Consider the following 26,541-nt stretch of genomic DNA (forward strand, 5'->3'; position numbering starts at 1 on the left):
ACAGCCACGTCTTGCCCGTTACTTCCTTTGGTGGTGGCTATTCAAAACGTGCTGTTTCCAGGGACGTGATGCGTCGCAGTGGGATGGTGGCCGCGAGCGCCACCGCGAGCGCGGTGGTGAGTCCGGCGGCGAGGGTCCACCAGTAGCTGGCACCTGGTGGTACCCACGGCATGTGGTTGACGCGCAGCACGTCGGCCGCGACGGCGAGCCCGAGCATGACACTCGTGCCGGCGATGCCGATGAGGGGTGCGGCGGTCTCGACGATCAGCACCCGGGACAATTCGCGGGAGCGCATTCCGGCGAGCCTGAGCAGCGCGAAGGGTCGTTTGCGTTCGACCAGGCCGCCGGTGACGGACACGGCCAGGCTGAACCCGGCGATCACCAGGGTGACGAGCAGGATGCTGTTGGCTATGCTGGTTATCCGGTCTACCTGGCGGTTGTTCAGTCCCTTGAGCTCGGTGGTCGTCCACGGCAGTGTCGGTGCGTCATCGGTGGTAGCGGACTCGATCGCGGTCCGCACCGATTCGATGGCGCTGACACTGGCGTCGGTGGTCACCAGCAGCCCGAGCATAGGTAGTGAGTCGGCACGGGCGGTGGCGTCGGTGCGAACGTCGCGTACGTCGCCGCTGGCCAGGCCGCGGGCGTCGACTGACACGGTGCCGGCCGGGTCCGGACAGTCGGCCAGCGCGGCGGCGCGCAGGTTGGCGCAGCGGGTGAGGACGCGCACTGGGTCGTTGCGGTTCGCGGGCAACGAGCTGGCGCTGGTGCGGAGGTCGACGACGGCGGTTACACCGGCGATCGCGTGTAACTGTGCGATGAGGGCGCTGGTTCGCTCGGCGGACAGCGGTACGGCGTGCTGGTCGCCGAACTCGGTGCCGACTGTGCCGGCCGGAAGCACGATGCGGCCCGGGTCCGGCAGGCGGGCGAGGGTTGCCGCCGACAGGGCGCTGATCAGGGTCACCAGGAAGACGGCCAGGACAAGACCGCTGATCGACCGGAAGCTCCCGGACGGGTCTGCGGTCAGACGATGCCCGGCCAGTGTCGTGGGAGCCCGCCGACCGACCCAGATGAGTACCTTGCCGACGCCCGTGGTCAGCCAGGGTCCGACGATCACGATGCCGATGATGAGCAGTGCCATGACGGCGGCAAGGAGCCACAGGGCGCCGTCGCCCTCGGTGGTGGTCAGGATGGGCAGGGTGACCACGAAGCCGATCACTCCGGCGGTGAGGGGGAGGATCCGCCACCACGCGGCCGGCTTCCTGGTCGCTTGGCGGGTAACGCCGAGCGGAGACATCTGCACGGCGCGCAGCGAGACCAGGGCGGCCAGCGCTGACAGCGCGGGCACACCGAGACCGACCAGCACCGCAGACGACCAGGCGAGGTGCAGGTCGGCGGGGAAGAACGGCGACCCGTCCATGTCGGTGCGGGCCGCGTAGGGCCGGGCGACAGCGAATCCGGCGAAGCCGAGCGCGGTTCCACACAGCGCGGACAGGGTGGCCTCGATCGCGGCGATCGCCCGGATCTGTCGCGGCAGGGCGCCGACCAGGCGCATCGCGGCAAGTCGCTGTTCGCGGCGGGCGGCGGCCAGTCGGGTGGCCGAGCCGATCAACACGAGGATCGGCAGGAGCAGGGCTGCGCCGCCGATGCCGATGATGACCCGACCGAAGCGCGTCGGTGCAGCGTTGCGTGGTGCGCCCTCGATGCTGCGGACCTGAATGACACCCGGTTGCCCGGTCAGGTGGTCGGGGTCGTATCCGACGAAGATCACGAGCGAGTCGGGTGCCTGCAGCGCGGCCCGACCGACGGTGGCCACGATCCGGCCCGGGAACCGGTTGGCGAGTTGGGCGGCCGGTACGTCGGTCATGAGCCGGCGCAGCGCCGGTGACACGGCCAGCTCACCCGGCCCGGGTAGGCGGCTGATACCCGGTGGCACAGGGCTGTGCGGACCGAGCGGGGCGACATCGACATGCAACAGGTCGCGGCCGGCGAAGCCGTCGTCGCGCATCCGCCACAGCAGCGGGTCGGTGCGGCTCTCGTCCTGCGCCGGCTGGGCGTTGTGCGCTGACGTGTCGGTCCATCCGGCGCGTGCCTCATGGGCCTTGAACGCGGGGAACGTGACTGCGGCGAGCAGCAGCAGCACCACGCCGAGCCCGACACCGACCGCGGTCACCACGAGGCGGACGAGTTGCTCGCGTCCACCCGCGATGGCCAGCCGGATCGCAAGGAGGATCATCGCGTACCCATCCCGTGGTGCTCAATTGCCGGTGCGGCGGCATAGTCGGTGACCTCGCCGTCGCTGACGAGGACCTCGCGGTCCGCGCAGGCCGCGACGCGGGCGTCGTGCGTCACCAGCACGACGGTCGCGCCCTGTTCCCGAGCCGAGGCCACGAGAAGGTCGATGACGTTCTGTCCGGCGTGGGAGTCCAATGATCCGGTTGGTTCGTCGGCGAACACCACCGACGGTCGGGTGACCAGCGCGCGCGCCACCGCGACCCGCTGCGCCTGGCCGCCGGACAGTTCGCCGGGCCGCCGCCGGTGCAGTCCCTGCAGATCCAGCCGGTCCAGCAGCGCCGTCGCCGCGTTTCGCGCCACCCGCCGCGAGGTGTGGCCCAGCAGCAGCGGCAGCATCACGTTCTCCAGGACGGGCAGTTCCGGAACGAGTTGGCCGAACTGGAACACGAATCCGAACCGGTCCCGACGCACCAGTGTCCGTGCGTTCTCCGACAGGGTGCCGAGCCGCTGCCCGTCGAAGACGATTTCACCGCTGTCGGGGCTCAGGATGCCGGCCAGGCAGTGCAGCAGCGTCGACTTGCCCGAACCGCTCGGTCCCATGATCGCTAGGACCTCCCCGGCGGTCACGCTCAGGTTGGCATCGCGCAGGGCGGGGGTGGGGCCGAACGACTTTGTGACCGCGTGCGCGGCCAGGATCGGCACGTTCATCGGGCGAACTCCTTCCTGAGTTGGTCGAGGCGGGCCGAGGTCAGCTCGATCCACCGCAGGTCCGCGTCGAGGTGGAACAGGCCGTAGTCGGCCAGCAGGGACTTGCTCAGCCGATCCGACTTGCGTATCGCGGTCAGTTCACGCATCCGCGCGAGGTGCGCCGTGCGCTGGGCGTTGAGGTAGGCCTTCGCCGGCCGGTCGGACATCAGCGCGAGGACGACCTTGACGAACAGCACTGCCTGCAGGTGCGGCTCCGGCTGCTCGGGGGATTCCAGCCACTGCTGCAGCCGCGACACACCGGTCGGCGTAATGACGTAGCGCTTGCGCTCCGGCCCTCCGCCGGGCGCGACGCCCTGGACCTCGATGTGTCCGTCACGTTCGAGCCGAGACAGGGTTCCGTAGACCTGCCCGATCGGCAACGGACGCCCGCCACCGAACATCGAGTCGTACTCGCGCTTGAGTTCATATCCATGGCTGGGCTCCGGTTCGAGCAGCCCCAGCAGCGTCGTCGGTACGTTCACCCGGCGACTATAACCTGAGGGAGCACGCTGAGGTAATACCTGCAGTAATAATTAGCTAGGTCAACCCCACCTGGTCCGGTCGCGCCCGTCGTCTTGGTCCGGTAAGCGTCTTGTCGGCGCGGGCCAGCAGGGAATCGAGACCGTCCTCGGGCGTCAGCTCGCGCGCTCGCACCCGGGGCAAAAGCATCGGCGGTGCCAGCGTCACCGACGACCACATGCTGTCCATGGCACTGCACCTGCGCAGCCAAGAGATGAGCCTGCGCGACATCGCCTCGCAACTGGTCATCACCAAGGGGAAGAAGAAAGGACAGCACCCGTCCCCCGCGACGATCCTGCGCCTGCTGCGCGAGCACGACGAAACGACCACCGCAGCGACGGCGAGCGCCTGACCAGACCGCCGGGACCAGTCAGAAATCTACCCGTCAGTAACTTTGGGGCTGGTGACAGCTACCCAAGCGCGGGGCCGAGAAGAGCGGGACGAGCAAGCTCACCGTGCACGAGATCCGGACGGCGTTGCCCGGGCACCACGTCGATGGCCGGGGACTGGGCGCAGCGGTACGGGCGGCCTCCCAGCTGGGGGACCGCCCGTACGGCTGCCGAACTCGTCCTACCGGTGGCCGCGGTGGCCGTAGTCCTTGGCGATGAGCAGCCACGAGCCGCCGCGGCGGCCGTTGAATGCGGGGACGCAGGTGCCGTCGTCGAACCGGCCGCGCTGCTCGCCGACCCACGCGAAGAACTGGCAGGTCTTCTTGGTGTTGTAGCGGCCGGCGATCCAGGTCCGGACAGGGTCGCGGCGGCCGTTCCAGTTGCCGTTGCGGTCGCCGTCGTGGTCGTGCGGGCCGGGCTTTGCGGCGGTCGCCTGGCGGCCTGCCTCGGTGGACGCGCTGGCGGCTGTGGCGGTCATGCCGAGGACCGCGCCGGCGGTCAGGGTCATGGCGCCCAGGGCCAGGATTCGCTGTGCGTTTCGCATCGTGACTCCCCCTCGTATCGTGATGACGCGATCACACTATGTAGCGAAAAGCCGCAAATCTCGCGAACCGCATCACCCGTTCGGCCAGAGAGTGCACGCCATGTAGTCAGCCGATTACAGCGTGGGCCGGGCGGGTCAGGACGGTCCCGCCGGCGGTGAAGGGCTCGCGGTCCGCCGGGGTGAAACCGCAGCGTAGGTAGGCGTTCATGGCGGCGGTGTTGCCGCAGGCGAGCTCGAGTTCCACGGTGTCGTGGCCGTGGTCGCGGGCCCATCTGGTCACGGCGTCGGCGAGATGGGCGGCGATGCCGCGGCCGCGGGCGGCGGGTACGACCCACATGCTGATCAGATGCGTCGTGGCCGGGTCGGCGGCGGCCACCCAGGCACCCGCGATCCCGAGCGGCACCACACACGCGGACGGGTCATGCCGGTCGGCGGCGATCCCGAGCGGCATCCCCGAGGCCGGGAGCACACCGCGCGAGTCTGGCGGGTCGTGCCGGGCGGCGGCAGGCGGTGGCGAGACGCGGGGCTGGGAGGGCGGGAGGGGGCCGAAGGCGGCGAAGAAGGCGCCGCCCGCGGGCCACGTGCGCCAGTCGGCCTCGCCGCGTTTGGTCTCGCGGGCCCAGGTGCTGGCGAAGGCGTGTGGGCTGTCCTTGAGGGCGCTGAGCCGCAGGTCCCGTTTGAGTTGCCATTCGCCGGGTGTCAGTGGGCGTACTTCCACGGGAATGAACCTTCCCAATTCACCCGCGAAAGGGCAAGAGGGATTCCGCCCTACGAAAAGCCCCGCGCCGGCACGCCACTCAGGTAACGGACGAGCCACGGTCACCGCCCAGAAAGGTGGCGGTCCGGACCGGAGAAGTAAGCCGACGGGGGCACGCCGGTCAGGTGACGGCGCGGTCCGGATCGAGCTGCTGCAGAACCGGCCCGACAAGGTCGGACAGGTCCCGGACGAGCACGGTCACGGCCCGCGCCGCCGCGGCGACCACATCCTGCGGCGCGGCGTCCGCGTCCGGGGTCTCCGGCAGCCCCTCGAGCGGCAGCGGCGCCTCGATGAGCAGCGTGGTGCGCAGGTGCGGGTAGCGGCTCAGGTCCCGGTCGGTGGGCTGGACGAACTGCCCGAACAGTTCGGGCCAGCCGCGCCAGCCCCGGTCGCGCCACCACGCGCGGGTGGTGGTGAGCTCGGCGGGCAGGGGTGAGACGAGCTCGACCCGGGCGGTGAGCCCGCCGTCGAACGGGTTGCGGGCGCAGGTGGCGGACAGCACGCGCCGGTGCCAGCGCACGTAGCCGGGGTCGAGGATCGGCGGGGTGGCGAACGTCCAGGCGGTGCACGCGAACGTGACGGGGGCGATGTCGCCGAGGCTGTAGGCGAAGGCGTTCGGGGCGGAGGCGACGAGTTCCTCGTACCGATCATGGTCGCGGTCCAGCCAGAACGTCTTCACGCATCCGACGGTAGTCCCTGATCACGCCACTGCCAGCCCCGTCCGCGCAGAGCCGAACCCGCAGGTCAGACGGCGGTCACGAGAGCCGCTGCCAGTTCCGTCCGCGCAGAGCCGAACCTGCAGGTCAGATGGCGGTCACGAGCGCGGGGTGGGCGGGGTCGTCGGCGCGTACGACGACGTCGGCCTGGTATTCGGGCATGACCTCGTCCCGGTAGCGCCCGTATGCGGGCACGGTCCACGCCAGGTCGGCCGGGAGCCGGCGGGTGAGGGCGGCGTCGCTCTGCATGAGGTGGACGGCGACGTCGAAGTCGAGGCCGGCGCCGAGCAGAAACACCCCGGACACGATCACGACCCCGTGCGGCGGGACGTCGGCGTAGGCGGCGCGGGTGGCCCGGTCCAGCACCGGGTCCCACAGCGACGGCAGGACCCTGCCGGTGCCGCCCGGCCCCGCGGGGGTCAGCACCTCGCGGGTGAGGGCGCGCAGGTCGAGCCAGTCCTCGTAGTAGGCGTCGGGGTTCGTCCGGCCCCGTTCGAGGCGCAGCGACGCCGCGCGGAGGAACCCTCCGGCGGGCACGTGCAGGGCGAAGACGCCGGCATCGTGCAGTACACCTGCAACGGCTTCGGCGAGATCGGCGGTGCCGGCGGTGGGTGCCCCGTCGACGGCGACCCGGGCCGGGTGCGTCCCGGCGGTGGTGCGGGCCCGTTCGGCGAGGTCGGCGGCGAGGGCGGCGACGGTGACCGGGGAGGCCTTCACCGGGCCGGCGGGTCGACGATCTCGCCCTCGACGACGTCGCCGCTGATGCTGGGCGTGTCGCCGGGGGCGGGGGTGGTGACGGGGCCGCGTTCGGCGCGCACGACCCGCGGGCCGAACAGGTCCCCGGCCGCGGCGGGTGAGATGCGGCGTTCGGCGACGCGGCGGACCTGCCGGCCGGTGAACCCGCGGACCGGCGGGACGAGCAGCAGCAGCCCGGCGGCGTCGGTGATGAACCCGGGGACGATGAGCAGCAGCGCGCCGATGAGGCCGGTGAGGCCGTCGGTGACCTCACCGCCGGCGGGGCGGCCGTCGGCGAGGGTGGCCCGGAACCGCCGCCAGGCGCGGACCCCCTCCCGCTTGACCAGCATGCACCCGAGGATCATGGTGGCCACGCCGATGACGATGGCCAGGCCCCAGCCGATCGCCTGGGCGACCAGCACGAACACGGTGATCTCGGCGATCACCAGCAGGAACGCGCCGATTGCCGCCCAGCCGAGCCCTCGCATCAGTTCCGTCCCCTCCTCAGCGCCCCTGGTCGCTGCCCTTGGCCGGGCCGTTGCCGGCCACGGCACGCCTGAGCGCGTTCCAACGGGCGGCGGTGCCCCACACGGTCACCTTCCACAGTGCCTCACGAACGATGGAGGAGCTCATCTTCGACTGGCCCCGTTCGCGTTCGGTGAACGTGATCGGCACCTCGGCGACCCGGAACCCGTCCTTGACGGAGCGCCACGCCAGGTCGACCTGGAAGCAGTACCCGTGCGACGCGATCGTGTCCAGCTCGATCTTGCCCAGGACCGGGGTCCGGTACGCCCGGTAGCCGCCGGTCGCGTCGCGCAGGTGCATGCCGAGCGCCATCCGCACGTACACGTTGCCGGTGCGGGAGATCGCCTGCCGGTGGAACGGCCAGTTGACGGTCTTGCCGCCCTTGACGTACCGCGAGCCGAGGACCACGTCGTTGTCGGCGAGCGCGTCGAGGAGCTTCGGCAGCTCCTCCGGGGCGTGGGACCCGTCGGCGTCCATCTCCACGACGGCGTCGTAGCCGCGTTCGGTGCCCCAGTTGAACCCGGCGATGTACGCGGCGCCGAGGCCCTGCTTCCCGGCACGGTGCATGACGTGCACGGCCGGGTCGCTGCCGGCGAGCTCGTCGGCGATGTCGCCGGTGCCGTCCGGGCTGTTGTCGTCGGCGATGAGGATGTCGACGGCCGGGGTGGCCTTACGGACCCGGTCGACGATGATCCGGATGTTGTCGGCCTCGTTGTAGGTAGGGATGATGACGAGGACCCTGCCGACTCCGGGGTATTGGTTCACGCCTCGGTCGGGTGTACTCACAGGTCCTCCTTGATGCCTGGCTCGGCAGTGTGGGTGATGTCGGTAACCGTGGTGCGGCGCCTCCGCCCGATCCGGGCGGCGGCGATCAGTGCCATGGCGAGGGCGGCGATCACATATTCGGGGATCGCTCCCAGCCTTGTTGCAAGCGTACGTTCTGTGCCCAGGTGCAGCTCGGCGAGGATCACCCCGGGCTTGTCGAACTCGGTCTCGCCGCTGGTGGTGCCGGTGTGGCCCGCGAACGCGGAGATCCCGACGGTGGAGGCCATGAGCGCGTCGCGGCCGTGTTCGACGGCCCGCAGCCGCACCATGGCCAGCTGCTGGCGGGCCTCGGACTCGTTGAACGTGGCGTTGTTCGTCTGCACGGCCAGGATCTGCCCGCCGCCGGTGACGGTGTCGCGGACGATCCCGTCGTAGGCGACCTCGAAGCAGATGACGTCCCCGACGGTCGCCGGCCCGACCTGCAGGACGCCGGGTTTCGTCCCGGCGGTCATGTCGGTGACCCGGTCGACCTCTTTCGACACCATCCGGGCGATGCCGCGCAGCGGGATGGTCTCGGCGAACGGCACCGGGTGGCGTTTGACGTACTTCTGGACGGGGTCGCCGAGGCTGCGGCCGGGGTTGAACACGAGCCCGGCGTTCTCGACCCCGGTCTCGGGGCTGTACAGCACGGCCCCGACGAGGATCGGCGCGCCGACGGCGTCCGCGGCCTGGTCGATGAGCAGCCCGGCGTCGGTCTGCCGCAGCGGGTCGATGTCGCTGGCGTTCTCGGGCCACACGACGAGGTCGGGCCGCCGCGCGCCGGCCTTCACCGCGTCGCCGAGGGCGATCGTGGCCCGCACGTGGTTGTCGAGGACCGCCCGCCGCTGGGCGTTGAAGTCGAGCCCGAGCCGGGGCACGTTGCCCTGCACCACGGCCACGTAGACGGATTCGCCGCCGGGACTGCCCAGTGGTACCGCCGCGGCCGCCCCGGCCACGGCGCACCCGGCCACGACCGCGGCCAGGGGTGCGACGGCCCGGCGGGCGTCGGTCCCGGCGCTGATGCCGCGCAGGACCGCGTAGGCGGCGAGCCCGCCGATGAGCGCGACGGCGAACGACACCAGCGGCGCCCCGCCGACCGCGGCGAGGCGCAGCAGCGGCGACGTGTCCTGGCTGAACGCGAGCCGCCCCCACGGGAACCCGCCGAACGGGGTCCGGTCCCGCAGCGCCTCCTGCGCGACCCAGAGCGCGCCGACGGCGACCGGCCACGCCCACCCGCCGTTGCGGCGCAGCAGCGGGCTGATCCAGGCCCCGGCGGCGCCGACGAGCCCGAAGTACAGCGTCTCCAGCACCGACAGCAGCAGCCACGGGACCATGCCGGTGTGCAGGTTCGTCCACGACAGCAGCGGGGTGAAGAACAGCGCCCCGGTGACGGCGCCGAGCCAGAACCCGCCGCGCGGCCGCCGCCCGTGCACGGCGATGGCGAGCAGCGCGACAGCGGCCGGCGCGGCCCACCACAGCCCGTACGGCGGGAACGCGACCAGCATCGCCCCGCCGGCGACGGCGGCGGCGAGCAGCGCCGCCCACGTCGGCAGCGCGGGACCCGGGACGGGCCGCGGCACGTCGGCTGCCGCGGGTGGTGCGGCTGCGTCTGGTTCGACCAACGTCACCTGCGCCATCCCCGAGTCGTCCGACCGTGCTTGCGGCTTGCGGCGCCCATTATGCGGGGTAAGTCGCTCGAACGTGGAATCGCGGGGTCATCGCCGCAATTTTCGGGGCGCGGGGCTCCGGGCCCGGCCCGACCCGGCAGGCCGAGCCGGGCCCGGAGATGGTGACGTTCGGGCCGCGGACCCTGCGGCTGCCCGGGCGCGAACTGAAATGGGGGCGCGACCGTAGTCGCGCCCCGCGCTCCCAGGCCCTGTGTCCGGCCGGTGCGGCAGTGACGTTCGTGCGCGGCCTTCGTTCCGGCGCGGCACGAGGCTGGCTGCCCGTGCGCGTGCCGTTGTCTACTGGTCGCGTGATCCCCCCTGCCCATACACCGGTGGATGCCCGTTCGCAGCCCCCGCCGACCCCCGCCCGCTGTGGCCGGGGGCGTCTCGCCGGTTGACGAGGACGTCCGGCCTGTTGGGCGTTGCGGAGTAGCGAACCGCGGTCATCCTTCCCGAAGTAGGACGCAAGGACGTTACGCGCACGCTCGGGGGCGATGTCAACCGCCCCGGGGGATGGATTTCACCCGGGCGGCGTGTCGTGTTGGCGTGTCGGTGCCGGTTCACCCGGCAGCTGACCGGCTGTCGCCGGCCGGTCACCGTGCGAGGCCGGCACAGAGCGTGAGGGCCGCGTCGGGATGGTCGGCGGCGATGAGCCCGGCGGCGGCGAGAATGTAGGTGGTGTCGACGGTGGTGCGGGGTGCGCGCGGCAACGCCCAGCCGCCGGCGTGGTCGTGCAGCGCCGGGGCGAGGGCCGCCAGAGCGGCACCGGGTTCAGCATGCCGGAACACACCCCCGGACGCCACGACCGTCGACACGTGTCGCAGGTCGCGTCCCGCCCGCGAGTGACGCCGCACCGCGATCGTGACCGCGGCCGCCGCCAGCCCCAGCGGGCCGTCGCCGGCCGCGACCCGCTCCCGCACGGCCGCCGCCCGGATGCCCTCCACGTTCCACCGCACGCCCAGATCACCCTCGACGGTCCGCAGATGCCACGACACCCCCGCAACAGCGTCCTGGGGCGCCTCACCGGGCTCCAGCGCCGAATACACGTCCGTGGTCGCCCCGCCCACGTCCACGACGAGCAGATCCCCGCCGCCGGCCCGGGCCAGGACCCCGACACCGGTGAGGACCGCGTCCGGGGTCGCCGCCGACACCAGCCGCGCGAACCGCGGCCCCCGCGACAGCCGCTTCCCGCCGATGACGTGCCGGATGAACAGGTCCCGGATCGCGGCCCGGGCCGAGTCCGGGGCGGTGACCCCGATCCGCGGCAGCACGTTGCCGGCCGCGACCGCCGGCAGCCCGGCCAGCACCGCCATCACCTCCGCCTGCGCGTCGGCGTTCCCGGCCACGACGACCGGCACCCGCCAGCGGGCCGCCGCGAGCCGCCGCGCGTTCGCCACGACCGTGTCCGCGTCACCGCCGTCGGTCCCGCCGCACAGCAGCAGCACGTCGGGCCGCGCCGCCCGCAGCTCCCGCACCGCCGCCGCCGTCAACAGCCCCGTCGTGGTGTGCACGACCCGAGCCCCCGCCGACAACGCCACCCGGTACGCGGCGTCCGCCGACACCAGCGCCTCGAACCCGACGACCCCGAGCCGCAGCCCGCCACCCGCCGACGAGCAGCAGTACACGTGACCGACCGGCCCCGCGCCGGCCAGCAGCGCGTCGACGCCGTCGAGGACGTCACCGCCGAGGGTCGTCGGATGCGTCGCGCTCGACACCAGCGCCCCGGTCCGGGTGTCGACGACGGCGAGTTTCGTGTCCGTGGAGCCGACGTCGACGCACGCGACCCTCACGGAACGACGACGGTCCCGGTCGCCGACACCGCCAAAATGGGCGGGTCCAGGACCGCCGCCGCCGACGGGCCCCGCGCCGGGTCGGCCCGGCACGTGACATGACAGGCGAACGCGACGGTCCGGGACCGGTTGCCCTGCCGGGTCACGGTCGCGGTCACCTCCACCACGTCACCGGCGTGGACCGGCGCGTGGAACGTCACCGCCTCGTACCCGGCGAACAGGCCCTCGTCGCCGTCGGTGCGGATGCACAGCTCGGTCGCCGCGTCCCCGAACAGCCCGAGACTGTAGGCGCCGTCGACGAGGTTCCCGCCGTAGTGGGCGTGCGCGTACGGCACATACCGGCGGTGCACCACGGTCGTCCCGGCGAGAGTGTCCATCAGCGGCTCCGGATCGTGTGGGCGAGGTACGAGGCGACCTCGCGGGGGGTGGTCCCGCGGCCGAAGATCCGGTCGACGCCGAGCTCGGCGGTGGCCAGCTCGTCGAACCTCGGGCCGCCGGCGACGAGCAGCGGCCGCCGCGCGGCCGGGAACGCCTCCCGGAACGCGGCCGACATCGCCCGGACGTTGTGCAGGTGGGCGTCGCGCTGGGTGACGACCTGCGACACCAGGACCGCGTCGGCCTTCTCCGCCACCGCCGCGGCGACGAGGTCCGGCACCGACACCTGCGCGCCGAGGTTCACGACCCGCAGCTCCCGGTAGTACTCCAGGCCCTTCTCCCCGGCGATGCCCTTCACGTTCAGGATCGCGTCGATGCCGACGGTGTGCGCGTCGGTGCCGATACACGCCCCGACGACGACGAGCTTGCGCCGCAGCCGGGCCCGGACGGCGGCGTTGACGTCCTTCGGTGACAGCAGCGGATAGTCGCGTTCGGCGACGACGACCTTCCCGGGCTCGACGAGATGGTTGACCCGGCCGTAGACGACGAAGAACGTGTGCTGCTCACCGATCGGCCGGGCGTGCACGACCATCGCCGGGTCGACACCCATCTTCCCGGCCAGCTGCAGGGCGGCACCCTCGCCGCGTTTCCCGGCCGGCAGCGGCAGCGTGAACGACACCTGGATCATCCCGTCGCCGGTGGTGTCGCCGTAGGGGCGGACGACCTCGTGCATCACGGCCTCCCGGTGAGCAGCGCTTCGGCGGGGTTCCAGTAGTCCGCGGCCCGGCGGGCGACCCCGTCGAGGCCCTTGCCACGGTCGGCGGGCCGGCGCATGATCCCGAACGTGCCCTCGCCGATCGCGTCGAGCAGCCCCTGCCCGCCGATCCGCTCCAGCAGCTCGACCGCCTCGGCCAGTACCGTCGCCGCCCGTCCTTGAATGAACGGGCCGGGAACGAAATCCTCGTGGAGGTTCCCGGCGGCGCGCAGCACGTAGTGGACGTTCTGCAGCGCGATGTCCCGGTCGGACAGCCACGGCGTGACGACCGCCTCCGTCATCATCCCCACCAGCAGGATCCCCTGCCCGGTCAGCGCCCCGGCGAGGTTGAAGAACCCGTCGAGGAGGTTGCCCCGGAACACGTCCCCGGTCATGTGCCGCGTCGGCGGCATCCACTTCAGCGGCGCCCCCGGGAACAGCTCCCGGGCCAGCAGCGCGTGCGCGAGTTCCAGCCGGAACGACTCCGGCAGATCCGGGTTGATCTCGAACGCGTGCCCGAGCCCCAGCTGCCACGTCTGCAGCCCGGCCTCCCGCGCGAAGTACTCGTTGAGCAGCTGCGACACCGTCACCGTGTGGGCGGCGTCGACGGCGTCGGCGGTCGTCAGGTAGTTGTCCTCGCCGGTGTTGATGATGATCCCGGCCCGGGCGTGGATCTGCCGCGAGAACCGCTGGTCCACGAACGTGCGGATCGGGTTGATGTCGCGGAACAGGATCCCGTACATCGAGTCGTTGAGCATCATGTCGAGCCGCTCGAGCCCGGCCAGCGCCGCGATCTCCGGCATGCACAGCCCCGACGCGTAGTTCGTGAGCCGCACGTACCGGCCCACCTCCCGCGACGTCTCGTCGAGGGCGGCGCGCATCAGCCGGAAGTTCTCCTGCGTCGCGTACGTCCCCGCGAACCCCTCCCGGGTCGCGCCCTCCGGCACATAGTCCAGCAGCGACTGCCCCGTCGACCGGATCACCGCGATCACGTCCGCGCCGGCCCGGGCCGCCGCCTGCGCCTGCGGGATGTCCTCGTAGATGTCGCCGGTCGCGACGATCAGGTAGATCCACGGCCGGCGGGGCGGGTCACCGAGCCGGCCGATGAGCCGCTCCCGTTCCCGGCGGCGCCGGTCGATCCGGGCGATCCCCCGCCGGACCGCGGCCGCCGCCGGACGCCGGGCCCGCCGCGTCGACGGCACCGTAAACCGGACACTGCCGGCCGCCGCCTTCTGCGCCAGCAGCGTCACGTCCGCGTGCCCGTCGCCGATCAGCGCGTCGAACACCGGCCCCAGCACCCCGTGCTCGAGGCCGATGTCGGCGACGACCGCGTCCACGAGCCGGTTCACCCACGGGATACCGTCCGGGTCGGCGCCCTCGACCCCGGCCAGCCGCAGGGTCGCACGTTCCACGGCGACGGTGGTGTGGGTCCGGGCGAGGTCCACGACGGGCCGGCCCGCCTCAGCCGCCAGCGCCCGCGCCCGGGCGACCACCGCCGGGTCGAGGCCGAGTTTCCCTGCCACCACCGTCTCCTCCTGCTCAGGTCGTCCAGATCCCGGTCCCGGCCAGCACGGTCGTGCGGGCCGCCGGCGTGTCGTCGCCGGTCAGGACCCCGGTGAGGGTCTTCGTCGTGTCCCACACGGTGAACGTCGCCGTCCCGCCCGGGTTCAGGACACCCTCGTCGTCGACGCCGACGGCCCGCCAGCCGCCGCGGGTGTGCGCCGCGAACGCCGCCTTCGCCCCGATCCGCTGCACCGGGTTGTGGTGGCGCATCGCCGCCCGGCACGACCCCCACGGGTCCAGCGGCGTCACCGGGCTGTCGGACCCGAACGCCAGCAGCACCCCGACCCCGGCCATCGACCCGATCGGGTTCGCCGCCAGGGACCGCACCGCCCCGAGCCGCTGCGCATACATGCCGGTCTCGCCGCCCCACAGCCGGTCGAACGCCGGCTGCACCGACGCGACGATGCCGTACTCGACGAACTTCGCGATCGCCGCCTTGTCCAGCAGCTCCGCATGCTCGATACGGTGCCGCCCGGCCCGCAGCCGCTCGACACCCACCTTCGCCGCCGCATACCCGAACCCGGCCAGCACCGTGCCGATCGCCGCGTCGCCGATCGCGTGGAAGCCGCCCTGCACCCCGTGCGCGGCACACCCCACGAGATGCTCCCCGACCTGCTCGGCGCTCAGATACCCGTGGCCGCACCCGCCGTCGCCGTCGTCGAGGTACGCGTCGTGCAGGTGCGCGGTGCGGGCGCCGAGCGCACCGTCGGCGTACAGGTCCCCGGCCGCGCCCCGCGCGCCGAGCTCCCGCGCCTTGCCCGCCGCGCCGGCCTCACCCCACAGCCCGAACACCCGCGGGAACGCCGGGCCGTGCCCGAGCGCGGCGGTGAAGTCGGCCTCGCCGGACGTGCCGGGCCCGCCGCACTCGTGCACGGCGGCGATCCCCAGCGACGCCGCGTGCCGCAGCGCCGCCTCCTGCGCCGCGTGCGTCTGCGCCGCCGTGATCGACGCGTACGCGGCCTCCCGCACCACGTGGTGGGCGTCGCGGCGCAGCCAGCCGCCGTCGTCGTACCCGGCCGCGGCCTTCGCCTCCGCGGTCAGCAGCGCGGTCGAGACGAGCGCGGCGTGCACACACGTCCGGGACAGGTACACGGCCCGCCCGCCCCCGGCCCGGTCCAGCTCACCCGCGGACGGGGTCCGCTGGTCGGCCCACCCGGACTCGTCCCACCCGTGCCCGATCACGACCGCGCCGGCGGGCAGCGCCGCGGCGTGCGCGGCGACGGCGTCCAGCACGTCCCCCGCCGACCGCGCCCCGGTCAGGTCGAGGCCCTGCAAGGTGAGACCGGTCGCGGTGGTGTGCACGTGCGCGTCCACGAACGCCGGCGTCACCAGGGCACCGGCGAGGTCCACGACCCGGTCCGCGCCGGCCGGGGCGTCGGCGTCCGGGCCGAGCCAGGCGATCCGGTCGCCGTCGGTGAGCAGCGCGGTCGCGGACGGATCGGCCGGGGTGTGGACGCGTCCACCACGGTAGAGGGTTCTCATGGCGCCCAGTCTGCCAACCGCGGCGCGAGCCGCGCCTCGAAGAGGGCCCGCACACCCGGGTCGGAGCGCAGCAGGGCGATGGCGTACTCGGCGTGGCCCGGCACGAACCCGTTGCCGATGAGCATCGTCACATCCGCGGCGAGCCCCTCCGCGCCCAGCGCCGCCGCCGGGAACGACGTCGCCATCGAGAAGAAGATGACCGTCCCGCCCGGCTTCGTCGCCAGGATCGCGGCGTGCTCGCAGCCGGGCACGTCGACGCACACGACCGTCAGGTCCGCCTGGACGAGACCGCTGAGCGTGACGGCGTCGCGGGCGTCGGCGACGACGACCTCCGTCGCCAGCCCCGCCCCCTCCAGCAGGGCACGTTCCCGCTCGTCGCGCACGACCCCGACGGTGTGATGCCCGCGGGCCGCGGCCAGGGCGAGACTGCCGGACTTCCCGGCCGCGCCGAGCACGAGCACCGTGCCGCGCAGGTGCCGCTTGACGAGGGCCGGCGCCCCGCACACGTCCAGGACCGCCAGGGCCAGCTCCGGCTCCAGGTCGCCGGGCAGCACCGCGGCGACCGACCGGGCGAACAGGATCGCGTGGCCGTCGCACGGCACCTGCTCGCTGAGCCCGTCCCACCGGCGCAGCCCGTCGGTGACGGCGAGCGGGGTGAGGGTCAGCGACACCAGCGTCGCGACCCGGTCACCCACGGCCAGGCCGAGCGGCGAGCCGGGCCCGGCCGCCTCGACGGTGCCGATGAGCATGCCACCGGAGCCGGTGACCGGATTGTGCATCTTGCCCCGCGCCGCGATGATCCCCGCCACCGCCGCCCGGATCGCGTCGCCGTCACCGTCGTGGGCGTCGGCGAGCTGCCGGTACGAGGCCGCGTCGAGGTTGAGCCGCTCGACCCGCACCCGCACCTCGTCGGGCCCGATCGGCGCCGACGCGTCGAGGCGCTCCGCCGCCTGCGGCAGGACCCCGCGGGGCGCGACCACGCGATGCAACCCGATCGGCGAACTCATTCTTCCCGCACCACCCCACCGTTGACCGAAGATTTTCCGGCACAGTAACGCGACTACAGGATATCTTTCAAGCGCGGGTCAGCGACAGGACATGCTCCACCAACCCGATCAACACCGCCTTCGACGACGCCCGGTCCCGCGCATCACACAACAACAACGGCACCCCCACATCCAGATCCAACGCCTCCCGCACCTCCCCCTCCGAATACGACACCGCATCGTCGAAACAGTTCACCGCCACCACGAACGGCATCCCCCGCCGCTCGAAATAGTCGATCGACGGGAAACAGTCCGCCAGCCGCCGCGTATCCGCCAGCACCACCGCACCGATCGCACCCAGCGCCAGCTCATCCCACAAGAACCAGAACCGGTCCTGCCCCGGCGTCCCGAACAGATACAACACAATGTCCGGCCCGATCGTGATCCGCCCGAAATCCATCGCCACCGTCGTGGTCGACTTGCGCTCCACCCCCGTCACATCATCGGTCCCCACCCCGGCCGAGGTCAGCGACTCCTCCGTCTGCAACGGCCGGATCTCACTCACCGCCCCCACCAGCGTCGTCTTCCCGGCCCCGAACCCACCCGCGACCAAAATCTTGATCGCCGTCGGCACCGCCCGCTCAGAGCGCCCGGAGTCCATGGATCACCGCCTTCAACACACCCGCACTCGGCAGCCCGCCCACCTGCTGCGGCTCATACAGTTCGATCAGTCCCTGCGACAGCAGATCCCCCAGCAGCACCCGCACCACCCCGAGCGCCAAATCCAGATGCGAGGCCACCTCCGCCACCGCGACCGGCTCCCGGCACCAGGCCAGGATCGCCCGATGCTCCGGCTGCAGCCCATACCCGGCATCCCCGGCCACCGCCACGACCATGGCGACGACATCGAACCTGTCCGACGCCGGCACCACCCGCCCGCCCGTCATCGCATACGGACGCACCACCGGCCCCGCGTCACGATCCGCCCACTCGTAACCCCACGCGTGCCGGCCCGGCGGCTCACTCATGCCCACCCTCCACCGCCCGCGCCGACGCCGTCAGGTTCTGCCCCACCCGCTGCACCAGCATCGCCATCTCATACGCGATCAACCCGATGTCCGCGTCCGCCGCCGCCAGCACCGCCAGACACGCACCCCGGCCCGCCGCCGTCACGAACAGAAACGCCGACTCCATCTCGATGATCGTCTGCCGCACCGCACCCCCGCCGAAATGCCGCCCCGCACCCCGCGCCAGACTCTGAAACCCGGCCGCCACCGCCGACAGATGCTCCGCATCCTCCTGCGACAACCCCTTCGACGCCCCGATCATCAGCCCGTCCACCGACAGCACCACCGACCGCTGCACCGACGGCACCCGATCCACCAGATCATCCAGCAGCCAGTTCAGGCTCGCCCCGGCCCCGCTCACGCCTGCTCCCCCTCACCACGGGCCTCGTGCCGCCCCCGGGTCGTCCCCGCCTGGAACGACGACATCATCTGCCGCAACTGCTCCGGCGTACGCCCCTGCTCCGGCGAACGCCCCTGCTCGGCCGCCCGACCCCGCGCCGCCTCCACCTGCCCAGCCGGCACGACCACCGTCTCGTCCCCCTGCAACTGCGGCGCCAGCGACCGCTGCCGGACCCGCTTCGGCAACCCACCGGCCGTCCTCGCCGCCACACCGTCCCCCGGCACCTCCGCTTCCGGCATCGGTACCACCAGACGCTCCGCCGCCCGCAACGGCGGCACAGGCTCAACCACCGGCTCCGGCGCCGGCACCACCGTCAACGCCGGCCGCGCCGGCCCCTGCACGAACGGCTCCGCCGCCACCGCCGGCAACGCCTCCACCGGCTCCTGCGCCACCACCAGATCCGCCGGCAACAACGCCACCGCCGTCACCCCGCCATACGGCGACGACCGCAGCACCACCCGCACCCGATGCCGCGCCGCCAGCTGCGCCACCACGAACAACCCCAGCTGCGCACTGTTCCCCGGATCGAACTCCGGAGGCTGCGCCAACCGCCGATTCGCCTCCTCCAACGCCTCCGCGGTCATCCCGAGCCCCCGGTCCTCGATCTCCACCACGAACCCGTTCGGCACCTGCTGCCCCGTCACCTGCACCCGCGTATGCGGCGGCGAATACGACGTCGCGTTCTCCAGCAACTCCGCCAGCAGATGAATCACGTCACCGACCGCCCGGCCGACCACCGCACCCTCACCGACCGACACCACCTGCACCCGCGCGTAGTCCTCCACCTCCGACACCGCACCCCGCACCACATCGATCACCGGCACCGGATGACGCCACCCCCGCCCCGGCGTCGACCCGGCCAGAATCACCAGGTCCTCCGCATGCCGCCGCATCCGCGTCGCCAGATGGTCCACCCGGAACAGATCCGCCAGGTCATCCGGCTCATGCGTCCGCCGCTCCATCCCGTCCAGCAGCGACAACTGCCGGTGCAGCAACGTCTGCGACCGCCGCGCGATGTTCAGGAACACCTCGTTCATGCCCTGCCGCACCGACGCCTCCTCCACCGCCGACGCCACCGCCGTACGCTGCACCGAGTTGAACGCCTCCGCCACCTGCCCGATCTCATCCACACCCAGCCGCAACGGCGGCGCCTCCACCGCCACATCCACCTCGTCACCCCGCCGCAGCCGCGCCACCACCGCCGGCAGCCGCGTCTCCGCCAGCTCCCGAGCCGCCACCGCCAGCCCGTCCAGCCGCCGCGCGATCGACCGGCCGATCCGCACCGACAACACCACCGACGCCGCCACCGCCAGCAGACCCACCACACCCGCACCGATCAGCTGCAGCACGATCCGGTCCGACGCGTCCGACGCATGCCGCACATTGACCTTCTGCACCTGCGACCGGAACGCCGCCAGCGCCGTGTTCACCGGATCGAACGCCGCCCGCCACTGCCCCAGATCGATCCCCGACGCCCGGCCCGGCGCCGTACCCAGCAGCTGGTTCTCCAGGCTCTGCAGATTCTTCAACGCCGCGCTGCCACCCAGCACCTGCTGATACTGCGCCTGCTGCGGTGCCCGCAACTGCGACGCCGCATACGGCAGCAACAGCCGCGACTGCCCCACCAGGCTCGCCATCTGCGCATGGTCCGCCAGCGTGAAATCACCCTCGGTGGTGAAGTCACCGACCAGCGCGTCCTCCTCCGACAGCAGCTCCCGCGCCATCGACAACACGAACACCCCACGCGCCTCGGCCGCCACCTCCGAGTCCTGATGGTTCGACGCCGCCTGGAACAACCCGTACGTCGTGTTCACGATCAGCGAGAACCCGTTACGGGCATCGTCCGGCTCACCACCGTTGTCCGCCCCCGCCCGGATCCCCGCCAGCGACGCGAGGACCTGGTTCACCGCCCCCAGCGCCGCCTTCAGCTCCGCCGACGCCGCGTCCTGCGCCGCCCCCGACGACGACGACCGCCGGAACACCGCCACCGCCTCGTCGGTCTTCTGCCGCGCCTGCACCATCACCGCCTGCCCGGACCCGCGCCCCGACGCCAGGAACGCCCCGGTCAGCTGCCGCTCCGACTGCAACGCCGCCACCATCGCCTCGGCCGGCTCACCGACCCGGTCGGCGATCGTCGACGCGCCGCGCAGATCCAGCGCGGAGGGCAGCGTGATACTCACCGCGAACAGCCACAGCCCCGCGAGCATGACCAGCGGCACGGTCATCATCGCAGTGATCTTGGCTCGGACGGACCAGCGACTTTTCATCGGACCTCGGGTGCGCAACAGGTGCGGGCAGGGTGCCACGCCTCGAGTCGCCAACCTATGCACCACAACCCGCGCCGACGTCGGGCCACGGGACCGCAATCTCGCCCAACCAGCGGACAGACAAGAGATCTTCCGCTCCAGGGATCGCCTACCGAAGAATTTCCCGCTAATCTGCCCTCAGGACACAAAACCTTGAGGAGTCGGACCGTGCAGCCATACGCCTACCAGCGCCACGCACTCACCGAACCCGACTGGCGCCGCTACCCCGGCTGGCACGACGTCACCCGCGACCAATGGGAAGACGCCCAATGGCAACGCGCCCACTGCGTCAAAACCATCCCCCAGCTCAAGGCCGTCCTCGGCGACACCGTCACCGACACCTTCTACGACGACCTCGCCACCGACCAGACCAACCACGCCACCATGTCCATGCTCATCCCACCCCAAATGATCAACACGATGAGCCCCGGCACACCCCCCACCGACGACACCCTCCGCAACGACCCCATCCGCCGCTACATGCTCCCCATCGCCACCGACCGCCACCCCGACTTCCCCTCACACCCCTACGCCACCCGCGACTCCCTCCACGAACACGACATGTGGGTCGCCGAAGGCCTCACCCACCGCTACCCCACCAAAGTCCTCGCCGAACTCCTCCCCACCTGCCCCCAATACTGCGGCCACTGCACCCGCATGGACCTCGTCGGCAACAACACCCCCACCGTCACCAAACTCAAACTCGCCAACAAACCCGCCGACCGCCACACCGCCATGCTCGACTACCTGCGCACCCACCCCGGCGTCCGAGACGTCGTCGTCTCCGGCGGAGACGTCGCCAACCTCCCCTGGCACCAACTCGAAACGTTCCTCATGCACCTGCTCGCCATCGACACCATCCGCGACATCCGCCTCGCCACCAAAGCCCTCGCCGGCCTCCCCCAGCACTGGCTCCAGCCCACCGTCGTCGAAGGCCTCGAACGCGTCGCCCGCACCGCCGCCCGCCGCGGCGTCAACCTCGCCATCCACACCCACGTCAACCACGCCCAATCCCTCACCCCCCTCGTCGCCCGCGCCGCCCACACCGCCCTCGAGGTCGGCGTCCGCGACGTACGCAACCAGGGCGTCCTCCTGCGCGGCGTCAACGCCACCGCCGAAGACCTCCTCGACCTCTGCTTCGCCCTGCAAGGAGAGGCCGGCATCCTGCCCTACTACTTCTACATGTGCGACATGATCCCCAACGCCGAACACTGGCGCGTCGCCGTCTGGCAGGCCCAGCAACTCCAGCACGACATCATGGGCTACCTGCCCGGCTACGCCACCCCCCGCATCGTCTGCGACGTCCCCTACGTCGGCAAACGCTGGGTCCACATGGTCACCGAATACGACCGCGAACGCGGCATCAGCTACTGGACCAAGAACTACCGCACCAGCATCGAAGACGACGCCACCCAGCTCGACCGCACCTACCCGTACTACGACCCCATCGACACCCTCACCGCCACCGGCGCCGACTGGTGGCGCAAGGAACACACCACCTGACCTTCCCCGAAACCCGCACCGGAGGAAGGCCGCAGAGCGCACGCTGGAACCGTGCGCCGCACCGTCCTCCGCCTCCTCGGCATCGCCCTCGCCGCCGCTGCGCTCATCACCTACGTCAACTGGGCCGGCAGCCGCGACGCCGCCCGCTTCGACCCCGCCGCCCAGCTGCGCTGCGCCCACGGCACCCAGATCGCCGGCGCCCAGGCCACCGCCGAGCCCACCGCCCGGGAGACCCGCACCCCCGACCAACTCGCCGAGGCCTGGGCCAACGCGCGCAACCCCGGCCTCGTCGCCGGCAAGCGCCGCCTCTTCGACAGCGACGACCGCGTCGACATCGGCTTCGACGCCAAGGCCCAGACGGTCGCCGTGCTGACCTTCCGCGCCGACAAGACCCTCGGCTGGCACCTCGACGCCGTCGTCGCGTGCCAGGCCCGCCCGGTACCCACGACCAGCTGAGGCAGCCGGCGGCGCGAAACGCAAAAACCTAAGTCAGCCGCGTAGCGGCTAGGTACTGCTTTTTCGGACGTGGCGTAGCCACGTCGTGTAAGCCGTCCTAGGATGCTAGGATTAGAACATCTTCGCAGGTCAGGCCGGTTGCGGGTAGCCGATCTGGGCGACGTCGTCCTCGAGGTCGGCGAGCTCCAGGTCGGGGTTCAGGCGGCGCACGAGCTCGTCGGTCAACGGGCGCAGGGCGAAGACCTCGCCGACCATCCCGGGATCCACGGCCGTCTCGTAGTAGTCCTCGGCGAAGCGCCGGTACGCCGCCGCCGTGCCGTCCACCAGCACCTCGAACAGGCCGCCGGCGCCGTCAGGATCGTCGCCGTCGGGGAAGTCGAGCTCGCCGGCGTACCACCGGTCTGCCGCCACAGGCACACCGTGGCCTCGAGGACGCCCTCGAAGCTGAACGCCGGCTCGGCGACACAGTCGGCGAAGACCGCCGGCACGGTGTCGACCAGGCCCGGCCACAGCGCACCGTCGTTGGCGACCGGGGTCATCTTGGACTCGTGGTCGAAGCCCCGCAGGAACGCGCCTGCCGGGGAGAACACAATCGACCACTCGGCACCGGACCCGTCGCGCATGGACGCCATCTGCTCACCCGGCGCCCAGTGCGCGTTGAACGAGTAGTACCGGGACTCCCAGTCGGGGCTCAACATCGCCTCCAGCATCGCCAGGGCGCGGCAGCGGTCGCGAAGCGCGGGGATGTCGGGCAGGGCCTGGGCTACCTCGTAAGCGGTCACCCACCCACCCAAAACCGGGGTGGCGCCCCCTCGCGGCGTGTAGGGCATCCTAGGACACTAGGATCAGTGGCTGGCAACGCTGACCTGGCCCTGTTCCGTCACGGATCACGATCATCGGGTCCTGGTGGCTCGCCGAGCCGGACGTAGATGCCGAGGGTGGCCAGGTGCCGGTGGCGGGACTTGGCCTGCAACTCAGCGCCGCTGCGTCCCTTGGCCGCGAGGTGGGTCAGCCCGGAGTGGCGCAGTTGGTGGAGGGTGTACCCGGCGCCGTGCGGGTCGTGGAGCGTAGATGCCTGCTTGAACAGGTACTCGGCGCGCGGGTACGACAGCCGGCCGCGGCCGGTGTCCGGGCAGACGTCGACCAGGGCCGGCGCGGGGCGCCCGGCGCCGGGAGCGCGCCGGTCGGCCAGAAACACCGGCCCGACGGTACGACCGGTCAACAGCCGGGGCAGCAGGCGTGCGGTCGGGGTCTCCCAGTGCACGTAGGCGCGGTCGCCGCCCTTCTCGGTAACCAGGGCGCGGCGGAACGCCATGTCGAGGTCGGGCACGTCCAGGCCGAGGATCTCCTCGGCACGGGCGCAGGTCTCGTAGAGCATCCGCCACAGCACCCGCTCGCGCAGCGGGTTGCGGTCGTCGGTGAACAGTCGCTCCAGCCGGGCACGCGGGATGGCCTTATCCCGGGACCGGGTGACTTTGCGGCGTTCCAGGCGCCGGCCAGGGTCGGTGGTCAGCCAGTCCTGGCGGCGGCAGTAGGCGGTGAACGAGGTGAGCGCCGACAGGTGCTTGTTCCAGGTGTTCGCGGCGCCCTGAACCCAGCGGGTCATCGTCTGCTCGTAGAGCTCCGGGGTGAGCGCGGCGACCGGGAGTTGGTCGTCGGCGTTCTCGCGTAGCCGGCGCAGGGTCTCGGTGTAGGTGACGCGGGTGCCGGGGTCGTCGCGGAACCGGTCGAGGAACGCGTCGATGGCGACCACGAGCGCCACCGGGCGCCGGGCGGTCGGCAGCGGGATCACAGACACCTCGGCGGCCTCTTCCAGTGATGTGACACAGAATGTGACCGAGTCGCCGTCGCCGCGGTAGCGGCGTCCCGCAGGTGGCGATGGGTGGATCATCGGCACTGTGACACAGAATTACAAGGTTCTATGTCACATTGAGAAGCCTCGCGAGATGCCCGCCAGGGCTGCTAACGTCGCCGTCGTGGCACGAGGTATCTGGTCGCATAAGGTGCGCCCCGCCCGCTGACGGCGGCGCGTCCCTGTTTGCTGAATCCGCGCTTGCCGTCCCGGTTCCCGCCGGGCGGCCGCTTGTTGCTGCCCGGCTCCACTGCGAGCTGCGGAGCACCGTTGAACCTCACCCCGAACTTCAAACCCATGTCCTTGCCCGTCGAGGCGGGCCAGAGCGCACACGTCCGCGCCGAAAACGTCATCGTCGTCCGCGGGTCGCGGCACGTCCTGAACGATGTTTCGGTCACTGTCTCGGCCCGGTCCCGCGTCGCCATCGTCGGCGAGAACGGCCGCGGCAAGACGACGCTGCTGCACGTTCTCGCGGGCCTGATCTCGCCCGACGACGGCACCGTGCATCGGGCCGGCACGATCGGCCTGGGCCGCCAAGAGCTGGCCGCGCGCGATGGAGAGAGCGTCGGCACTATCACGTCCGAAGCACTCGCGCCGTCATGGGCGGCCCTCACCGCGCTGGAGCAGGCGACCGGCACCCTGGCCGCCGGCGATGACCCGGCGGCCGGGGATCGCTATGCCAGGGCGCTCGACGCCGCCGTCAGGCTCGACGCCTGGGACGCCGAGCGCCGCGTCGACATCGCTCTCGAATCCCTCAGCGCTTGTACGGACCGTGACCGCCCCCTGTCGACGCTGTCGGTCGGACAGCGATACCGGGTGCGGCTGGCATGCCTGCTCGGCGCGCGCCACGACGTACTGCTGCTCGACGAGCCGACCAACCACCTCGACGCAGTCGGGTTGGATTTCCTGACCCGCCGGCTGCGTGAACACCAGGGCGGCCTGGCTGTCGTCAGCCACGACCGGGCGCTGCTGCGCGACGTTGCCGACCGGTTCCTCGACCTCGACCCCAGCCGTGACAGCAGACCGCGCCTGTACGCCGGAGGTTATGACGCCTGGCAGGACGCACGGCGTCGCGACCGTGAGCGCTGGCAGCAGGACTACGAAGATCGGCAGGCTGAGCACCGCCGGCTGAAGGACGCGGTATCGAAGGCTCGTGACCGGCTCTCCACTGGCTGGCGTCCGGACAAAGGGACCGGCAAGCACCAGCGCCAATCCCGCGCGCCGGGCGTCGTTCAGGCACTGAACCGTCAGGAGGAAGCCCTGCAGGCGCACCGGATCGACGTGCCGGAGCCACCGGCGATGTTGCGCTGGCCCGAACTGGACATCCGGCCGGGTACGCCACAGGTGCGGGCACACGGCGTCGCCGTAGACGGGCGCCTGGTCGATCCCATCGACCTGGCCCTCGACGGCGGTGACCGGCTGCTCATCACCGGAGCCAACGGCGCCGGCAAGTCCACGTTGCTCGCGGTGCTAGCCGGTGCGCTGCAGCCCACACAGGGACACCTCTGGACGGCGAAAGAGGCACGGGTCGTCCTGATCACCCAAGAAACCGCTGAGCACAACCCCGGCCTTACCGCCCGTGAGGTATACGCCCGCCATGTCGGTCGGCTGGTGGCCCGCCGGGCGCTGCCTGACGCCGACGCCGTCCCGCTCAAGGCGCTCGGGCTGCTGGACTCCGATGCCGTGGCCACCCCAGTCGGGCGAATGTCGCAAGGGCAGCAGAGGCGCCTCGACCTGGCGCTCGCGCTGGCGGGGCGCCCCAGCATGATCCTGCTCGACGAGCCGACCAACCACCTGTCGTCCGCGTTGGTCGACGAGTTGACCGAGGCGATCCGCCGCACAAGCGCCGCCGTCGCAGTCGCCACGCACGACCGGCAACTGCTACGAGATCTGGCCGACTGGCCGCGCCTGGAGATCGAGGGCCGGCGCGGAGTGACAATGCCGGGAAGCTAAGTACCCGGTGCGGTGCCGGGGCAGCCTCGGCACCGCATCGGGTGCACGGCGACCGCGTGCGGCCTGACGGTGATCGCGATGCGGCGGGGCACCTTCCCGCAGACGTTCGACGTACCGCTGCGGCCGTGGTCGGTCGCCGCGTTCCGGCCTCGATGCCCTCGCCACAGCGGTCGAGGCTGCCGTTTCCTACCGCCAGCGGACGGACGGGTACGTCAGCGGACGGAGGACGGCTCGCTCATCCGCAGCGGCCGGTAGCCGTCGGTGTCGAGCTGGGCGAGTTCGCTGTCGATGTCGACGGAGTGGGTGCCGTAGAAGTGCACGCTTTCGTGGTGGGTCGGCCAGATGTGCGCCAAGACCTCGTCGTCGACGTCGCGGCCGGAGCGGCGCAGGGCGGGCGCCGGTGGCGTGCAGCCCGGCCA

General features: G+C 71.8%; 27 protein-coding genes and 1 pseudogene. 4 read left to right on the forward strand and 24 right to left on the reverse strand.

All coding sequences use genetic code 11. The features are described from left to right. Positions 1 to 37: 37 nt before the first annotated feature. The 4 genes from ABT369_RS36590 to ABT369_RS36605 are packed head-to-tail and all read right to left on the reverse strand — an operon-like array spanning position 38 to position 3,687. On the reverse strand, positions 38 to 2,233 hold the full coding sequence (locus ABT369_RS36590; RefSeq protein ID WP_350619163.1) for an FtsX-like permease family protein: 2,196 nt from the start codon (positions 2,231 to 2,233) through the stop codon (positions 38 to 40). Continuing rightward, positions 2,230 to 2,940 carry an ABC transporter ATP-binding protein gene (locus ABT369_RS36595; protein ID WP_350619165.1) on the reverse strand — a complete coding sequence of 237 codons (711 nt, stop codon included), beginning with the start codon at positions 2,938 to 2,940 and terminating at the stop codon, positions 2,230 to 2,232. Before ABT369_RS36595 ends, ABT369_RS36590 begins: the two co-directional genes overlap by 4 nt. Further along, a complete protein-coding gene (locus ABT369_RS36600; RefSeq protein ID WP_350619167.1) occupies positions 2,937 to 3,461 on the reverse strand; it encodes a helix-turn-helix transcriptional regulator in 525 nt (174 codons plus the stop codon). Before ABT369_RS36600 ends, ABT369_RS36595 begins: the two co-directional genes overlap by 4 nt. A 55-nt stretch (positions 3,462 to 3,516) precedes the next feature. Further along, positions 3,517 to 3,687 carry a hypothetical protein gene (locus ABT369_RS36605; protein WP_350619168.1) on the reverse strand — a complete coding sequence of 57 codons (171 nt, stop codon included), beginning with the start codon at positions 3,685 to 3,687 and terminating at the stop codon, positions 3,517 to 3,519. On the opposite strand from ABT369_RS36605, the gene ABT369_RS36610 reads away from it, so the two are divergent. Next, complete coding sequence (locus ABT369_RS36610) at positions 3,686 to 3,850, forward strand: hypothetical protein (protein ID WP_350619170.1); 165 nt, start codon at positions 3,686 to 3,688, stop codon at positions 3,848 to 3,850. The two genes, ABT369_RS36605 and ABT369_RS36610, sit on opposite strands and share 2 nt — an antisense overlap. 218 nt (positions 3,851 to 4,068) lie before the next feature. Here ABT369_RS36610 and ABT369_RS36615 read toward each other — a convergent pair whose 3' ends face one another. From ABT369_RS36615 to ABT369_RS36695, 17 genes are all read right to left on the reverse strand, one after another. After that, entirely contained in the window at positions 4,069 to 4,431 is a 363-nt protein-coding gene (locus tag ABT369_RS36615; protein WP_350619172.1) for a hypothetical protein, read from the reverse strand. 106 nt (positions 4,432 to 4,537) lie between these two features. After that, entirely contained in the window at positions 4,538 to 5,149 is a 612-nt protein-coding gene (locus tag ABT369_RS36620) for a GNAT family N-acetyltransferase (RefSeq protein WP_350619174.1), read from the reverse strand. A 160-nt stretch (positions 5,150 to 5,309) separates the two neighbouring features. Beyond that, positions 5,310 to 5,867: a hypothetical protein gene (locus tag ABT369_RS36625; RefSeq protein ID WP_350619176.1), complete on the reverse strand. Its 558-nt coding sequence runs from the start codon at positions 5,865 to 5,867 to the stop codon at positions 5,310 to 5,312. Between the two features lie 124 nt (positions 5,868 to 5,991). Next, positions 5,992 to 6,621 (reverse strand): nucleoside/nucleotide kinase family protein, encoded by a 630-nt coding sequence (locus tag ABT369_RS36630; RefSeq protein WP_350619178.1) that lies wholly within the window; start codon positions 6,619 to 6,621, stop codon positions 5,992 to 5,994. Further along, entirely contained in the window at positions 6,618 to 7,127 is a 510-nt protein-coding gene (locus tag ABT369_RS36635) for an FxsA family protein (protein ID WP_350619180.1), read from the reverse strand. Before ABT369_RS36635 ends, ABT369_RS36630 begins: the two co-directional genes overlap by 4 nt. A 16-nt stretch (positions 7,128 to 7,143) precedes the next feature. Further along, positions 7,144 to 7,950 carry a polyprenol monophosphomannose synthase gene (locus tag ABT369_RS36640; protein WP_350619182.1) on the reverse strand — a complete coding sequence of 269 codons (807 nt, stop codon included), beginning with the start codon at positions 7,948 to 7,950 and terminating at the stop codon, positions 7,144 to 7,146. Next, positions 7,947 to 9,605: an apolipoprotein N-acyltransferase gene (gene lnt / locus ABT369_RS36645; protein ID WP_502891862.1), complete on the reverse strand. Its 1,659-nt coding sequence runs from the start codon at positions 9,603 to 9,605 to the stop codon at positions 7,947 to 7,949. Before lnt ends, ABT369_RS36640 begins: the two co-directional genes overlap by 4 nt. Before the next feature lie 623 nt (positions 9,606 to 10,228). After that, a complete protein-coding gene (locus ABT369_RS36650; RefSeq protein WP_350619186.1) occupies positions 10,229 to 11,425 on the reverse strand; it encodes a glutamate mutase L in 1,197 nt (398 codons plus the stop codon). After that, a complete protein-coding gene (gene kal, locus ABT369_RS36655) occupies positions 11,422 to 11,802 on the reverse strand; it encodes a 3-aminobutyryl-CoA ammonia lyase (RefSeq protein WP_350619188.1) in 381 nt (126 codons plus the stop codon). The genes ABT369_RS36650 and kal overlap by 4 nt, the downstream gene beginning before the upstream one ends. Beyond that, the gene (gene kamE / locus ABT369_RS36660; RefSeq protein ID WP_350619190.1) at positions 11,802 to 12,533 is read right to left on the reverse strand and encodes a lysine 5,6-aminomutase subunit beta; all 732 of its coding nucleotides are present in this window, start codon (positions 12,531 to 12,533) and stop codon (positions 11,802 to 11,804) included. Before kamE ends, kal begins: the two co-directional genes overlap by 1 nt. After that, positions 12,533 to 14,077: a lysine 5,6-aminomutase subunit alpha gene (kamD, locus tag ABT369_RS36665; RefSeq protein WP_350619192.1), complete on the reverse strand. Its 1,545-nt coding sequence runs from the start codon at positions 14,075 to 14,077 to the stop codon at positions 12,533 to 12,535. The genes kamE and kamD overlap by 1 nt, the downstream gene beginning before the upstream one ends. Positions 14,078 to 14,093: 16 nt before the next feature. After that, on the reverse strand, positions 14,094 to 15,599 hold the full coding sequence (locus ABT369_RS36670; RefSeq protein WP_350619194.1) for an amidohydrolase: 1,506 nt from the start codon (positions 15,597 to 15,599) through the stop codon (positions 14,094 to 14,096). Continuing rightward, positions 15,596 to 16,606: an L-erythro-3,5-diaminohexanoate dehydrogenase gene (gene kdd, locus ABT369_RS36675; RefSeq protein WP_350619196.1), complete on the reverse strand. Its 1,011-nt coding sequence runs from the start codon at positions 16,604 to 16,606 to the stop codon at positions 15,596 to 15,598. Before kdd ends, ABT369_RS36670 begins: the two co-directional genes overlap by 4 nt. Positions 16,607 to 16,673: 67 nt before the next feature. Further along, the gene (locus tag ABT369_RS36680; protein ID WP_350619198.1) at positions 16,674 to 17,246 is read right to left on the reverse strand and encodes a GTP-binding protein; all 573 of its coding nucleotides are present in this window, start codon (positions 17,244 to 17,246) and stop codon (positions 16,674 to 16,676) included. Further along, positions 17,227 to 17,613, reverse strand: coding sequence for a DUF742 domain-containing protein (locus ABT369_RS36685; RefSeq protein ID WP_350619199.1), 387 nt, complete (start codon positions 17,611 to 17,613; stop codon positions 17,227 to 17,229). Before ABT369_RS36685 ends, ABT369_RS36680 begins: the two co-directional genes overlap by 20 nt. Beyond that, positions 17,606 to 18,013 (reverse strand): roadblock/LC7 domain-containing protein, encoded by a 408-nt coding sequence (locus ABT369_RS36690; RefSeq protein ID WP_350619201.1) that lies wholly within the window; start codon positions 18,011 to 18,013, stop codon positions 17,606 to 17,608. Before ABT369_RS36690 ends, ABT369_RS36685 begins: the two co-directional genes overlap by 8 nt. Next, positions 18,010 to 20,280 (reverse strand): sensor histidine kinase, encoded by a 2,271-nt coding sequence (locus tag ABT369_RS36695; protein ID WP_350619203.1) that lies wholly within the window; start codon positions 20,278 to 20,280, stop codon positions 18,010 to 18,012. The genes ABT369_RS36690 and ABT369_RS36695 overlap by 4 nt, the downstream gene beginning before the upstream one ends. Positions 20,281 to 20,490: 210 nt before the next feature. Between ABT369_RS36695 and ABT369_RS36700 the strand changes: the two genes are divergently transcribed. Beyond that, entirely contained in the window at positions 20,491 to 21,861 is a 1,371-nt protein-coding gene (locus tag ABT369_RS36700) for a KamA family radical SAM protein (protein ID WP_350619382.1), read from the forward strand. Positions 21,862 to 21,912: 51 nt separating this feature from the next. Then, on the forward strand, positions 21,913 to 22,317 hold the full coding sequence (locus ABT369_RS36705) for a hypothetical protein (RefSeq protein ID WP_350619205.1): 405 nt from the start codon (positions 21,913 to 21,915) through the stop codon (positions 22,315 to 22,317). A 129-nt stretch (positions 22,318 to 22,446) separates the two neighbouring features. On the opposite strand, the pseudogene ABT369_RS36710 reads toward ABT369_RS36705, so the two are convergent. Next, positions 22,447 to 23,147: pseudogene (locus ABT369_RS36710) on the reverse strand (hypothetical protein). A 50-nt stretch (positions 23,148 to 23,197) separates the two neighbouring features. Next, positions 23,198 to 24,115, reverse strand: a complete 918-nt coding sequence (locus tag ABT369_RS36715; RefSeq protein ID WP_350619207.1) for a tyrosine-type recombinase/integrase — start codon at positions 24,113 to 24,115, stop codon at positions 23,198 to 23,200. Between the two features lie 324 nt (positions 24,116 to 24,439). Between ABT369_RS36715 and ABT369_RS36720 the strand changes: the two genes are divergently transcribed. Continuing rightward, entirely contained in the window at positions 24,440 to 26,122 is a 1,683-nt protein-coding gene (locus tag ABT369_RS36720; protein WP_350619209.1) for an ABC-F family ATP-binding cassette domain-containing protein, read from the forward strand. A 212-nt stretch (positions 26,123 to 26,334) separates the two neighbouring features. Here ABT369_RS36720 and ABT369_RS36725 read toward each other — a convergent pair whose 3' ends face one another. Next, positions 26,335 to 26,475 carry a hypothetical protein gene (locus ABT369_RS36725; protein WP_350619388.1) on the reverse strand — a complete coding sequence of 47 codons (141 nt, stop codon included), beginning with the start codon at positions 26,473 to 26,475 and terminating at the stop codon, positions 26,335 to 26,337. Between the last annotated feature and the right edge of the window lie 66 nt (positions 26,476 to 26,541).

This window comes from Dactylosporangium sp. NPDC000244, from assembly GCF_040300725.1.
GTDB lineage: Bacteria > Actinomycetota > Actinomycetes > Mycobacteriales > Micromonosporaceae > Dactylosporangium.

Coding starts and splice junctions, on each gene's coding strand:
- ABT369_RS36680 (WP_350619198.1), bottom strand. CDS start 17,246: ATGGACTCCGGGCGCTCTGAGCGGGCGGTGCCGACGGCGATCAAGATT.
- kal (WP_350619188.1), bottom strand. CDS start 11,802: ATGGACACTCTCGCCGGGACGACCGTGGTGCACCGCCGGTATGTGCCG.
- ABT369_RS36610 (WP_350619170.1), top strand. CDS start 3,686: ATGGCACTGCACCTGCGCAGCCAAGAGATGAGCCTGCGCGACATCGCC.
- kdd (WP_350619196.1), bottom strand. CDS start 16,606: ATGAGTTCGCCGATCGGGTTGCATCGCGTGGTCGCGCCCCGCGGGGTC.
- ABT369_RS36695 (WP_350619203.1), bottom strand. CDS start 20,280: ATGATGACCGTGCCGCTGGTCATGCTCGCGGGGCTGTGGCTGTTCGCG.
- ABT369_RS36685 (WP_350619199.1), bottom strand. CDS start 17,613: ATGAGTGAGCCGCCGGGCCGGCACGCGTGGGGTTACGAGTGGGCGGAT.
- ABT369_RS36595 (WP_350619165.1), bottom strand. CDS start 2,940: ATGAACGTGCCGATCCTGGCCGCGCACGCGGTCACAAAGTCGTTCGGC.
- ABT369_RS36605 (WP_350619168.1), bottom strand. CDS start 3,687: ATGGACAGCATGTGGTCGTCGGTGACGCTGGCACCGCCGATGCTTTTG.
- ABT369_RS36670 (WP_350619194.1), bottom strand. CDS start 15,599: ATGAGAACCCTCTACCGTGGTGGACGCGTCCACACCCCGGCCGATCCG.
- kamE (WP_350619190.1), bottom strand. CDS start 12,533: ATGCACGAGGTCGTCCGCCCCTACGGCGACACCACCGGCGACGGGATG.
- ABT369_RS36635 (WP_350619180.1), bottom strand. CDS start 7,127: ATGCGAGGGCTCGGCTGGGCGGCAATCGGCGCGTTCCTGCTGGTGATC.
- ABT369_RS36590 (WP_350619163.1), bottom strand. CDS start 2,233: ATGATCCTCCTTGCGATCCGGCTGGCCATCGCGGGTGGACGCGAGCAA.
- lnt (WP_502891862.1), bottom strand. CDS start 9,605: ATGGCGCAGGTGACGTTGGTCGAACCAGACGCAGCCGCACCACCCGCG.
- ABT369_RS36615 (WP_350619172.1), bottom strand. CDS start 4,431: ATGCGAAACGCACAGCGAATCCTGGCCCTGGGCGCCATGACCCTGACC.